The sequence below is a fragment of the Streptomyces sp. NPDC048442 genome, from assembly GCF_040651475.1.
GTDB lineage: Bacteria > Actinomycetota > Actinomycetes > Streptomycetales > Streptomycetaceae > Streptomyces.
Window position 1 is genome coordinate 44,752 of the sequence record NZ_JBEZKB010000034.1, and the last position, 13,024, is coordinate 57,775.

8 protein-coding genes are annotated in these 13,024 nt (G+C 71.5%); 3 read left to right on the top strand and 5 right to left on the bottom strand.

The window, feature by feature from the left end; all coding sequences use genetic code 11:
* Positions 1-2: 2 nt before the first annotated feature.
* Positions 3-1,898 (bottom strand): ATP-binding protein, encoded by a 1,896-nt coding sequence (locus AB0D18_RS35290; protein WP_362428280.1) that lies wholly within the window; start codon positions 1,896-1,898, stop codon positions 3-5.
* Between the two features lie 337 nt (positions 1,899-2,235).
* Here AB0D18_RS35290 and AB0D18_RS35295 point away from each other — a divergent pair, with 337 nt between their 5' ends.
* Entirely contained in the window at positions 2,236-3,246 is a 1,011-nt protein-coding gene (locus AB0D18_RS35295) for a helix-turn-helix domain-containing protein (RefSeq protein WP_362428283.1), read from the top strand.
* 68 nt (positions 3,247-3,314) lie between these two features.
* On the opposite strand, the gene AB0D18_RS35300 is transcribed toward AB0D18_RS35295, so the two are convergent.
* Entirely contained in the window at positions 3,315-7,133 is a 3,819-nt protein-coding gene (locus AB0D18_RS35300; protein ID WP_362428286.1) for a S8 family serine peptidase, read from the bottom strand.
* Positions 7,134-7,501: 368 nt separating this feature from the next.
* Here AB0D18_RS35300 and map point away from each other — a divergent pair, with 368 nt between their 5' ends.
* Positions 7,502-8,272, top strand: a complete 771-nt coding sequence (map, locus tag AB0D18_RS35305) for a type I methionyl aminopeptidase (RefSeq protein WP_362428289.1) — start codon at positions 7,502-7,504, stop codon at positions 8,270-8,272.
* Positions 8,273-8,491: 219 nt separating this feature from the next.
* Here map and AB0D18_RS35310 read toward each other — a convergent pair whose 3' ends face one another.
* Entirely contained in the window at positions 8,492-9,742 is a 1,251-nt protein-coding gene (locus tag AB0D18_RS35310; protein ID WP_362428292.1) for an MBL fold metallo-hydrolase, read from the bottom strand.
* 230 nt (positions 9,743-9,972) lie between these two features.
* The gene (locus AB0D18_RS35315) at positions 9,973-10,755 is read right to left on the bottom strand and encodes an SIMPL domain-containing protein (protein ID WP_362428295.1); all 783 of its coding nucleotides are present in this window, start codon (positions 10,753-10,755) and stop codon (positions 9,973-9,975) included.
* A gap of 345 nt (positions 10,756-11,100) precedes the next feature.
* Between AB0D18_RS35315 and AB0D18_RS35320 the strand changes: the two genes are divergently transcribed.
* Positions 11,101-11,994, top strand: a complete 894-nt coding sequence (locus tag AB0D18_RS35320; protein ID WP_362428392.1) for a PfkB family carbohydrate kinase — start codon at positions 11,101-11,103, stop codon at positions 11,992-11,994.
* Positions 11,995-12,070: 76 nt separating this feature from the next.
* Here the strand turns inward: AB0D18_RS35320 and AB0D18_RS35325 are convergent, their stop codons facing one another.
* The gene (locus tag AB0D18_RS35325; protein ID WP_362428298.1) at positions 12,071-12,862 is read right to left on the bottom strand and encodes an SGNH/GDSL hydrolase family protein; all 792 of its coding nucleotides are present in this window, start codon (positions 12,860-12,862) and stop codon (positions 12,071-12,073) included.
* Positions 12,863-13,024: the final 162 nt, after the last annotated feature.

Sequence of the window (13,024 nt, forward strand, 5' to 3'; positions counted from 1 at the left end):
GGTTACTCCTTGGGGGTGGGAAAGTCCACGTCGTCGGAACGGGCGTCGTCGGAACGGGCGTCTTCGGGGCGATCGGTCAGGGCGCGGCCTTCTGCGGCTTCCGTACGGGGTCCTTCCGGGGGAAGGTCCTCGGTGCGCGCGTCCGCCGCCTCGGCCAGGCCGATGCCGCGCTGGAAGGCGGCCATAAGCCCGGGGTCGTGCAGGACCGGCTGGTCGTCCTCCTTGCGGGGCGCCGGAACGTCCTTGAGCTGCGGTACGAGGTTCTCCTGGCTGCGCCGCACGGGCAGCCGGGGACGACTGACCCGCCCGCGTACGGAACCTTCGGCGGCGGGCCGGGCGGTGCTGTGCACCGGCTCGGCCGGAACGATGAACTCCGGGGGCGCGGCGAGTCCGTGGGTGACCCCGGGGACCGCGGCCGCGGGGTTGGGCCGTTCGCCGCGCTCGCCGCGGACGGGGAGCGGATGATTGCCGGTGGTCCCAGCAGTTCCAGCAGTCCTGACTGTCCCGACGGTCCCGGCGGGGGCCGCGGGCCTGGGGGCGGTCTGCTGTTCGCGTACGTACGAGGGCGCCGGTTCGGGCTCCGGGGCCGCGGGCGCCCCGGATATCGGCACCCGGTCGCCCCGCTGCTGCGCGGGCACCGGGGCCGGCCGGCGCGACGTGGCCGTACCGGCGGCCGCGGACTCGTGGTCGTCGCCCAACAGGCCCTCGGGGAGCACAAGTACGGCCTGCACTCCGCCGTAGATGTTGTTCTGCAGCCGGACCGCGATACCGTGCCTGCGGGCCAGCGCGGACACCACGAACAGCCCGATCCGGCCGTCCTGCAGCAGATGCTGCACATTGACCTGGTCGGGGTCGGCCAGCAGTGAGTTCATCTTGTTCTGCTCGGTGACCGGCATGCCGAGGCCGCGGTCCTCGACCTCGATGGCGAGCCCTGCGGTCACGAACTGGGCGCGCAGCAGCACCGTCGTGTGCGGGGCGCTGAACACCGTCGCGTTCTCGACGAGTTCGGCGAGGAGGTGGATGATGTCGGCGACCGCGTGGCCGCGCAGGGTGCCGTCGATCGGCGGCACGAGCTTGACCCGCGAGTACTGCTCGACCTCGGCGATCGAGGAGCGCATCACCTCGCTCATGCTGACCGGGTTGCTCCACTGCCGGCGCGAGATCGCCCCGCCGAGCACGGCGAGGTTCTCGGCGTGCCGGCGGATGCGGGTGGCCAGGTGGTCGACATGGAAGAGGCCCTTGAGCAGGTCGGGGTCCTCGACCTCGTTCTCCAGCTCGTCGAGGAGCTGGATCTCGCGGTGCACCAGCGACTGCAGCCGCCTGGCCAGGTTGACGAAGACCTCGACCTTCTGGTCGGTGCCCGCGCTGCTGGAGAACTGCGACGCCTGCACGACGGCGGCCACCGCGGTGTCGTGTGCGCGCCCCATTTCCTGCGCCAGGAGGTCGAATTCATCACCCGTACGAGGGACGCCGGGCGGGACGGTACGCCGTATGTCGGGGTTCTCGCCACGCCGCAGTCCGTCCACGACGGCCCGCAGTTCGTCCTGGCTGCGGGCGCTGGTGCGGCGCAGTTCGTTGCACCGTACGTACACCGAACCGGCGGCGCGGTGGGCGGCGAAGGCAGCCACGAGAACCGCGAAGGCGGCGAGCGCGGCGGCCACGGCGAGACCCGCCCACAAGCTCTGCGAGGGCCGGGCGCCGGTGGTACGGACCGTGTGGAGCACGGCTCCCGCCCCGCTCAGTGCGACGACGACCGCCGGAAGCACGGCGGCGCGCAGCAGCTGGGAGCGCAGGTGCGCTTCGGGGGTGGACGCCACGGGGGTACGTGCCCCCGGCCGGCCGTGCCGCCCGCCTTCGCGGCGGTCTGCTCGCGCGCCAGGTGCGCGAAGATGAGACATCAGCGTCCTCGGTATGTGGGGCCCCCGGGATTTCGGTGTGCCTTCTCCATGCCTGAGCGCTCGCGTACCTCTCCGAGCACTCGCGCAGGGCTGAATTCAACTCGGGTGATGTGGGCCCCTGTTGATCACCGGGCACTCACAGTAGTCGGCAACATTCGACGGGTGAGGGGCTGTTGCCAAACTTCCCCGCCCCGGGTCCCGCTCTGGTATGAGGCTTCGTACGGACGGACGAAAACCGGCCGCCCCTGGATCGGGGAAGCGGTGATCTGCCGCTGGGCGATCATGGATGGCACAGTGGGCGTCCGCTGGGGGTGGGCTGTGGTGAGGGAGAGGGCGCATGCTGGAGATGGCGGGGATCGGGACGGCGGAGGAACGGGTCTACCGCTTCCTGGTGGAGGTACGGGACGCGGGCCTGGACGAGATCGTCCGACGGCTCCACATCCCGGAGCGCGAGGCGGCGTTACTTCTGTCCACCCTGCATGACAAGGGTCTGGTGGGGCGGCTGCCGGGCGACGGCGGCACGCGGTACGTACCCGTCCCGCCGGACGTGGCGCTGCAGCCCCTGCTGGCGCGCGGCCAAGAGGCGCTGGAGTGGGCGCGGCGCGGCATGGAACAGCTGGCCGAGGAGTACCGGGCGGGTGGCCGGCGCCATGACGCCGGGCAACTGGTCGAGGTGATCACTGGAAGTGGCGCCATCCGTCAGCAACTGCGCCAACTCGCCTACGGGGCCCGCAGCGACCTGCGGTGGTTCTGCAAGGCCGATCCCGTGGCGCTGCGCGCCCAGGACAACGACGAGGAGTTCGAGCTGCTCGCCCAGGGCATCCGCTACGAGGCGATCTACGAACGGGCCTGCCTGGAGCAGCCCGGCATGGTCGACAACGTTGCCCAGGGCATCCGCGCCGGTGAATCGGCCCGCGCCACCAGCACACTGCCCGTGCGCATGGTCATCGTGGACAGCTCTGTCGCCGTCTGCCCGCTGATGCCAGGTGTCACGAGCGCCGCCCGGGGCGAACCGACCGCCGCCCTCATCCGCAGCAGCAGTCTCCTGGACGCCCTCGTCGCCCTGTTCGACATCCAGTGGGCGGCGGGGACCCCGCTGCACGTCACGGAGGAGGGCGAGCTTGCCGACTTCGCCGGCGGCACGGGGTCGGGTGGCAGTCTCGCCGACGACGAGCGCTACCTGCTCTCCCTGATCGTCGCGGGCGTGGCGGACAAGGCGATCGCCACCCAGTTGGGCTTCAGTCACCGCACGGTGCAGCGCCGGATCAACGTGCTGATGCAGCGGGCGGGCGCGACGACGCGTACGCAGCTGGTGTGGCAGGCGGCGCGGCGCAACTGGCTTTCGTAGCGGACTGCTTGTCGTAGGACGTGCGGAAGCCGCGACCGGGGCCGGTCGCGGCTTCCGGGTCTCGCGTTCTACCTCAGCGCGTACGCCCGCTCGATCTCCTGCGTCACCTCATTGCCCGCGTCGTCCCAGGCACGGACCCGGAGCGTGACGTACCCACTGGTGCGGGCGGTCGAGGGGTGGGTGACCTGGACACGGTAGGCGCCGTCGCCCCGGCCGGAGGTTTTCGCCGCCCGCCAGTGCACGCCGTCGTCGTACGAGACGGCCACCTCCATGCCCTTCACGGAACGGCCCGTCAGACCGTCCTGGTGGCGGGCGCTCACTCCGAAGGCGAAGGACCTGGAGCCGGGGGCGGAGCCCCGGAGGTCGGTGGCCACGTCGTAGTCGAGCTGGAGGAGGGGAAGCAGGGACTCCTTGCCCTCGGCGGGGCGAGGGGCGGTGAACGACCAGCGGGTGCCGGTGGCCCGCGACAGGGTCCCCTCGGGGCTGGTGCGCTTCACGTCGAGGTCCAGCTGGTAGCGGCCGCCGTCCCCGCCCGCGGGGAAGGTGCCCCACGCCCGGGGGCCTTCGGCGAGGACCTTGCCGTCGCGACGCAGTACGGCGCGGGTCTCGTCGGGGTAGGGGGTGGCGGCGTCCTTACGGGGCAGGGCGTAGCCGTAGTGTCCGGCGCCGGTATCGGTGAACTCGAGTATCCCGATGGTCAGTTGGTCGCCCTTGCGCTGGGCAAGCCCTTCGACACCACGGGGGATCGCCGGGCGCACCACGGGGGCGTACCAGCTCTCCGTGGTGTGCTCACCGGGCCGGTAGGTGCGCAGGGGGCCGAACATGCCCGTCCCCAGTGCCTGCATCGCCCAGGTGTTGCGGGGGTTGACCCAGTGCAGCCACCGGGTGTCGGCGGGACCGCTCAGGTACTCCGTCCGCACCTGCCCGGTGCGGACGTACCGGGACCGCAGGGAGAGGGCCACTTGCTCCCACGGACGCCAGGACTCGCGGTTCTCCGCGACGTAGCGTGCCCCGCCCGTGTCCGGGTAGCGCGAGGCCACGGTGGCCGTGTTCTTCGGCTCGACCTTGTGGACCACGTGCTCGGGGACGCGCTGTTCGGAGAGCTGCACGACGTCGTAGAGGTAGGGGCTTTCCGGGGTCCCCTTCAACTCCAACTTGGTGCCCGGCACGCGCAGCCGCTGCATGGCGGCGCTGGAGGCGTACAGCCCGATCGCCGGCAGCCGCCGGCTCACCGGCTGCCAGGGCGTGGCCGCGTACCTGTCGCCTCCGGCGGTGGTGACGGCGGCCGCGGCTCCGGCTCGGGCGGCCGCGGTCACCGCCTCGTCGTACTCGATGCCTTCCAGTTCCACGAGGACCGCCGCTCCGCGGACGTCCACGCCCCGTGCGCGCAACGCCTCGTAGTCCTCGGTGCGTCCGTGACCGGCGTCCACCACCCGCAGGCGTCGCACCCCTTCCACGGCGGGAGAGTTGTGGAGCAGACGGACGGGGACACCGGCCGCGGCGGTGGCGGAGAGGGCACGTGCGCCGAGCATCGGTGCGGCCAGCTGCCAGCGGGAGGAGAACTCGAAGGTTCCCTCGGTGAACTCCTTGGTGGGCGTGACGTAGAGGAGCTGTCCGCCGCTGTGCGCGCTGGTGAAGTAGCTGACGAACTCCCGGTCGTCCCTCTTCCAGCGGGTGGAGAAGACCAGCGGACCCCGCTGCTCGGCCCGCTGGGGGGTCCGGATCTCCACGGGGACCGCCTTGCGTGCGTCGAGCACCAGGTCCGTGGCGCCGCTCACCCGCAGGTGGGGGTCGACCACCAGGCTGTTGACGACGTTGTCCTGCGAGTGCTGCGTGATGACGCCGTGGAGGTAGTAGTTGCCCTCGGGCAGGTCCACCGTCACGCTCTGCCCCGCCGGCACGTCCTGAATGACGTCGAAGCGGCCCGTGGGACCCAGCAGGATCAGCGGGGAGACGGTCGCCGACTGCCCGGCGCGGTCGACGCCGCGCACAGTGACCTTGTGCTTGACGGGGTCCTTCGTCGCGGAGAGAACGGTGTGCAGGGCGGCCTGCCCGTCGGCCGAGGTGGCGGTGAGGCGTCCGCCGTAGACGCCCTCCGCCAGCGCGGGCGCGTCGAGGGTCACGGCCACGTCGGCAGCGCCGTGGGCGGGCACGGTGACCTGCTGAGGGGTGCCTATGGCGCCTGCCGGGGCCGGGGAGCCGTAGAGCTTGTCGAAGGTGGTGTTCAGGGTGAGCGGGACGGGCGCGTCGCCGTCGTTGGTGTAGGTGACCTTCACCTGCCGCGGGCCCGTGTCCGACGCCAGGGTGCCAAAGGTGGTGGTGCCGGTGGCGCGCACCTGCTGGCGCACCGAGCGGGCCACGTCCACCCGTCCTGTGCCCTGCTCGTAGACCGTCTGGTCGGGGGCGGTGCGCGTCGTGCTCATCAACGCGTCCTTGAACTGCTGGGCGCTCCAGCCGGGGTGGCGCCCGGCCAGGATCGCCGCCGCGCCCGCTACGTGCGGGGTCGCCATGGACGTACCCGAAGCGGCGGTGTAGGACGCGTCCACCGGGTTGCCCATGGACGTACCGGCTGCGCGGGCGGCGGCGATGGCGACGCCGGGAGCGGTGAGGTCGGGCTTGGCCCCGTTGTCCCCGACGCGCGGGCCGCGGCTGGAGAAGGGGGCCAGCTTGTCGTTGCGGTCGACGGCGCCCACGGTCAGTGCTCGCTCCGCGGTGCCCGGGGTGCCCACGGAGTAGTCGGAGCCCGTGTTGCCCGCCGCGACGACGAAGAGGGTGCCGGTCTCCTCGCTGAGGCCGTCGAGGACGAGGCTGAGTATGTCCGTGCCGTCCGTGGGAGTGCCGCCCAGGCTCATGCTGACGATGTCGGCGCCCGAGCGGGCGGCCCACTCCATGCCGCTGATGATGGCGGAGGACGGGCCGGAGCCCTTGTCGTCGAGCACCTTGCCGATCAGCAGCTTCGCTCCCGGTGCCACGCCCTTGCGCGAGCCGCCCGAGGCGGCGCCGCTGCCGGCGATGGTGGAGGCGACGTGGGTGCCGTGGCCGTGCCCGTCGTTCGCGGTGGGGTCGGCGGTGAAGTTGCGTACTTCGCCGAGTTTCCCGGCCAGGTCGGGGTGGGTGGCGTCGACGCCGGTGTCCAGGACGGCGACGGTCGCACCCTGTCCGTTGTAGCCGGCCTGCCACGCCTCGGGCGCACCGATCTGCGCGGTGCTGCGATCGAGGGAGGCATAGACCTTCGCGTCCAGCCACAGCTTCTCGACGCCACCTTCGAAGGCGGCGTTCTTGAAGGAGGAGTTCTTGGCAGCGTCCTTCGCAGAGCCCCCGGCGCCGCTGCTGGCGAGCGCGTCGTCGTCGATGGCCTTCCAGAAGCGCCCGGCCTGCTTCTTGTCCGCCTTCAGCGCCGAGCCGCGCAGGCTCTTGATGACCAGGCCCTTGCGCGAACCGGTGGGCGCCGTCTTGGACGTGGGGTCCGTACCGCCGGTGTAGCGGGCGATCAGCGGGATGGCGGAGGTGTGGGCGTCGTCGTACCCCTGCTTGACCAGGGAGGTGATATTGAACAGCTGCCGGTCCAGCTTGCCCGAGGAGATGTACGGGAGCGCCGCGCGGGGCAGCACGTACAACTGCTTGTCGATTTCCAGCTGGGTGAAGTCGGCCTCCGAAGCGCCCGGGGCCGGCTCGACGGAGACGGCCTTTTGGCCGCCGCGGAAGGTCTCCAGCCGCACCCGGTCACCGGTCACGAGCGTGACGGAGGTGACCTGCGGGCGGTCGGCGGCGCTCCCGCCAGGGGCGGCAGGTGCTGGGGCGGCGCTCGCGCCGGAGGAGGTGGGGGTCAGGGTGGCGATGAGGACGCCTGTCGCCAGAACGGCGGCAGGTCTGAGCCGTATGTGCATCGGAACCTTTCCAGGGGGCAAGGAAACGGACACGCGGTGCGGCTCCAGACTCGGGCCCCCATGATCGCCGCACCAGCCTTTTCGGTGCCGCGCTTACGACATGTCGCTTCTACGACACGCGACTTGCCGCACCCCGGCCGTGTTCGAGAAGTTGCTCGTGTACGTGGAGGTACCCGGACTCGCCCTGCGGGCATGAAGGGTCGGCACCGCTGAGCCGTCGCGTACAGCGCCGACTTCCCCCCGGAGCACACCGCGGGCTGACCGCGTGGGGCTTCTGCGGGAGTGAGCGGCAGGTCGGCCATGACCCCCATTCAAGTACCGGTATAGTAATGCCGGTATTGTTATTGGCTGCACGAGAAGGACGCCCCATGATCGAGATCCTCAACCCCACCCTGCTGGGCCGGGCAAAGACCACCGGCGCCCTGGTCGGTCACATCCTGCAGACGCTGAAGAGCCGCAGCACCATCGGCACGAACCTGCTGGACATCGACCGGTGGGCCCAGAAGATGATCGTCGAGGCGGGAGCGACGTCCTGCTACGTCGACTACGCGCCGTCCTTCGGACGCGGCCCGTTCGGCCACTACATCTGCACGGCCGTCAACGACGCCGTGCTCCACGGGCTGCCGTACGACTACACGCTCGCCGACGGCGATCTGCTGACCCTCGACCTCGCGGTCTCCCAGGCCGGAATCGCTGCCGACGCCGCCATCAGCTTCATCGTGGGCAACGCAAAGCCCCCGGAGAGCGTCGCGATGATCAGCACGACCGAACGCGCGCTGGCCGCTGGAATCGCCGCCGCCGGACCCGGAGCCCGCATCGGCGACCTCTCCCACGCCATCGGCACCGTCCTCAGCGAGGCGGGGTACCCGATCAACACCGAGTTCGGCGGCCATGGCATCGGATCAACGATGCACCAGGACCCGCACGTGGTGAACACCGGACGGCCCGGCCGCGGCTACAAGCTGCGCCCCGGGCTGTTGCTGGCACTGGAGCCGTGGGTCATGGCGGACACCGCGGAACTCGTCACCGACCCCGACGGGTGGACACTCCGAAGCGCGACAGGCTGCCGGACGGCACACAGCGAACACACCATCGCCATCACGGACGACGGAGCAGAAATCCTCACCATGCCCAACTGAACACAAGTGGGCGCAGCAACACGGGCTCTCCCGCGCAGATCCACTGGGTCAGTTGTTGGACCGTCGACGGCGGTGTCGTCGAAAGCCGCGCTCTGGAAGGAGCCCAGGCCCGGGGCAGTGGCGGCCAGGTCGAAGGCCTGTCCGCCACTGCCCGGAGTTCAGACGGCCGACCCGACAGGCGAAACTTCGGCCCCCTGGCCAGATCATCCTCGTCCGACGTCACCGCTCGGCCACAAGCCCAAGCTCTTCCCGAGCCTCCCGCACCACCGCCCGCGCCCCGTCAGGACCACGCCACGGCCGCGCGATCGGCCTCGACACACCACGCCACCAGGGATCCACCGGAAGCGTGCCTGCAGGCTCAAAAGGCTGGCCCGGGCACGGGAAAGCAACCGCCTGCCCCGCCTCCTCGGCAACATCACGCGTCCACTCCGCCGGCTCCGCCCACGCGTGCATCGCCAGGTTGAACGTGCCCCAGTGAATCGGCAGCAGCACCCCCGTGGCCTGCTGTCCCTGCAGGTCAAGATGGGCACGAAGCCCCTCGGCAGGCGTCATGTGAATGTCTGGCCACGCACCCGGCAGCGGCGTGGTATCCGTGTGGCTCTCCGGCCAGTACGGGCTGTACGCACCGATCTGGATCATGGTCGCGTCGAACGGGCCGTGTGCGGCGCCGATGTCCTTGAAGCCGTCGAAGTACCCGGTGTCGCCGCTGTGGTAGATCCGGTGTTCGGGTCCCGCGACCGCCCAGGATGCCCAGAGGGTGTGCTGCTGGTTGCGCAGTCCCCGGCCGCAGAAGTGCCGGGCGGGGGTGGCGGTGAGGCTGATTCCGGCGACCTCGGTGGTCTCGTTCCAGTCCAGTTCGCGGATCCGGCTCTGCGGTACGCCCCAGTGCTCCAGGTGGGCGCCGACGCCGAGCGGGACCGCGAAGACGGTGCCGGCGGCGGTCAGTGCGCGGATGGTGGGCATGTCGAGATGGTCGTAATGGTCGTGCGAGATGACGACGACGTCGACCTCGCCGAGCGAGCGCAGCGGAAAGGGCACGGGGTGCAGCCGTTTGGGGCCCGCGAAGTCGAACGGGGAGCAGCGCTCGCCCCAGACCGGGTCGAAGAGCACCCGCCGCCCGTCGATCTGGGCGAGGACGGTGGAGTGGCCCATCCAGGTCAGGCGGAGCCCGGAGGCGGGTGGCTCGGCGATGTCGGCGAGCGTGGTCGCGTACACCGGGACGGTCCCCGCCGGGGCGCGCAGGACGCGCTCCTCCTTGCGGAAGTACGTCTTCATGAGGCCGGCCATGGATCCGGACGAGGGCCGGGCGGCCCCGGTGCCCTCGGGATTCTGGAAGACGCCGTCGGCGAAGTTCGGCGAACGGCGGATGCGCTCCATGCGCTCCCCTGCCGGATCGGCTCCGAACGCCGCGGTCCTCAGCCCGCGCAACTTCGCACGCAGCGGCTTCTGCGGGGAATCCGCACTGGTCACGGCACCTCCAAGGGGTCGGCTTCATTCCATTATGTGCACCGTGTTCGACGGCCGGGGAACGGGGCCGTTACGGAGGGTCGCACGGCACGGGGCGACTCCGGTCCTCACAGAACGGTCGCGGGCCCGGTGGTATGCCCGGACCGTTCTGTCGTGACGCGGCGTGACGTGCGTGGCGAACGGGCCCCACGTGGCGTAGGAGCTGTACGTGGCGTACGAGCCGTGGGGTGTGGTCAGTCCAGTTCGTAGACCGCGGTGACCGTGACCTGGTCCTGGATCTCGCCGGGGGCGACGGGCACCGGCTCGTCGGCGGCCGCCCCCGGGGGCATGGGTACCGGGGTCGGCCGGCCTGCGTCGGACTCCACGAGCGAGACCAGCCTGCCGAGCTCGCGGCCGCTGAGCCTCGCGTGCTGGGCGGCCTTGTTGCGGGCGTCCTCGAAGGCCGCCTTGCGCGCCACCTTGCGCAGCGCGGTGTAGTCCTCGACGTCGAAGGTCACGCCGCTGATACGGCCCGCTTCGCCCGCCGCGTCCATGGCGGCCTGGATGACGGCGCCGGTGCGGGACAGAACGCGCACCTTGACGGAGAAGCCCTGCGACGCCTGGTAGCCGGTCAGCTTGGCTGTGCCGTTCTCGTAGGAGTGGACGGGGTTGAGGGAGAGGCTCTCGGTGCGGATGTCGCGGTCCGCGACGCCCTGGGCCCGGACCGCGGCGAGCAGTGCCTTGGCCGCGGCCGACTGGGCGGCGAGGGCCGCCTTCGCGGTGGGCCTGGTCGCCTCGACGCCGAGGCTGATGACGGCGATGTCGGGAGCCGAGGTGGCCGCTCCCGATCCGGTGACGGTCACCGTGGAGGGCACGGGGCGCGCGACGCCCACCGCTGCCGGGGCGGAGCTCTGTGCGGCGGCGGGCAGTGCGCCCGCCACCAGGAGCCCGCCGGCGAGGGCGGTGGTGACGAGGACCCGTGCGGTGACGGACGGCCGTGTCGTACGGGACGGTGCTGCGGTCGGGAGTGCGGACATGCGGCAGGGATCCTTCCGGAGGCCGGACGCACGAGGTAGCCCGGCTGGACAGTGCGGGGACATCCCAGCACCGCCCGGCCTCCGGCAGGCCGCGCCACTCTGGGACGCTCCGAAATTCACCTCACGCCGCCCCCATTCACCTCATACCGCCCGACCGCGCGCGTGCGCGGACCCCGTTCCCCCGTTCGGCCCAGCCGCCATACTGGGGCGCGTCGACGTGATTCGGGCCACGGGAAGGGGCACGCGGTGTCACAGCAGGGGCAGCACGGGCAGCAGGGACAGCACGGGCAGCAGCAGGACGGTCCCGGCGGGGAGAGCCCGGCCGGGGACCACGCGTACGACGTCCTGGTGATCGGCGGCAGCGGCGTCGACACGGTGGTGCGGGTGGACGCGCTGCCGGTGCCCCTCGCGGATTCGGTCGGGGTCTCCCCCATCGGCGAGTGGCCCGGCCACACGGGCGGCAACGTGGCACTGGGCTGTCAGGCCCTGGGGCTCGGTGTGAAGTTCCTGGACGTCATCGGCGACGACTGGATCGGCGGCCAGGTCCGGGAACGGCTGGCCAAGGGCGGTGTGGACTTCGAGCCGCTGATCTCGCCCGCGGGCACCCGCCGGGCCGTCAATCTGGTGGACTCGACGGGCCGCCGGATGTCGTTCTACGACGCCCGTGACCCCGAGGACCTGCGGATGCCGGCCGACTTCTTCCTGCCGCACGTGCGGCGCGCCCGGCACGTGCACGTCTCGATCATGGGCTTCGCCCGCCACCTCCTGGACGACGTCGTGGCGTCCGGCGTCCCGTTCTCCACCGATCTGCACGACTGGGACGGGGTCGACGAGCACCACCGCGCCTTCGCGCTCCGCGCCGACCTGGTGTTCCTCAGCGCGGCCGGTGCGGGGACGCGGATCGGCGAGGTGATGCGGGAGATCCTGCGCGAGGGCCGGGCCGGGGCCGTCGTGGCGACGGCCGGCGCGGGCGGCTCGTACCTGCTGACCCGCGACGGCGGCAGCACCCCGCGCCCGGTCCCGGCCACCGTCCCGCCCGCCCCGGTGGTGGACTCCAACGGCGCGGGCGACGCGTACGTCTCCGGGTTCCTGTACGGACGCCTCGCCGGCCGGAGCCTGGAGGAGTGCGCCCGTCTCGGCGCACTGGCCGGGGCGTACGCCTGCACGGTCGCGGGCAACACGTCCCTGATCGGCCCGGAGGCACTGCTCGCCGAACCCGCCGCCGGGCCGCAGAACTGACTGGTCACAGCGGGCCCGCCTCTCCGTCAACGCGGCCCGCCCCTCCGTCAAAGACTGCCGTAGGCCCGACGCCCCGTCAGAGAGGCAGCAGATCCGGCCTCTTGGCCTCGACATGGTCCCCCGAGCTCTCGCCGCGCAGCCGCCGTCCGATCCACGGCACCAGGTGCTCGCGGGCCCAGTCGATGTTGTCCCGGCGCGCTTCGAGCCTGCCGCGCGGCGCCATCGGCGGCCACGGCTGGTCGGGGTCGGCCGGGATGTCCAGGCCGAGCACCTGGCCGGCCCGCAGCGCGACCCGGGTGTGCCCCTCGGGCGAGAGGTGCAGCCGGTCGGAGTCCCAAGCCCGCCGGTCCTGCACGGACTTCAGCGACCACAGGTCCAGGACCGGGCACTCGTAGCGGTCGGCGATGGCCCGTACGTGCGCCGAGTACGTGGCGACCTTGCCGCGCAAGTGGCGCAGTACGGGGACGCCGCGGGTGTCGAAGCCGGTGGTCACCATGACCGTGCCGACCGCCGAGGTGAGGTCGGCGACGGCCTTCTCGAAGCGTTCGGCGACGTCGTCGGGGTCGGTGCCCGGCCGGATGATGTCGTTGCCGCCGGCGCAGAAGCTGACCAGGTCGGGGGCGAGTTCCCTGGCCCGCGGGACCTGCTCGGCCACGATCTGGTCGAGGAGCTTGCCGCGTACGGCGAGGTTCGCGTATCGGAAGGTGTGCTCGGGTACCCGGTCGTCCAGGAGGACGGCCAGGCGGTCGGCCCACCCGGTGAACGCACCGTCGGGGCCAGGGTCTCCGACCCCTTCGGTGAAGCTGTCCCCGATCGCCGCGTACGACCCGATGGTGCCTGCGCTGATTGATCTCGAATCGTCTGCCACGTCGACACATCCTCCACTTCGGCAAGTGACCTACGCCACCGTAGGGAGGGGTTGACGGAGGGTGAGATATACCACCGGTCAAGATTCATTCAACCCGGAATACGCGGGCGACGCCGCGAGAACGGGCCTCGCCCCCGCACCGGGGCAGGTGCGGGGGCGAGG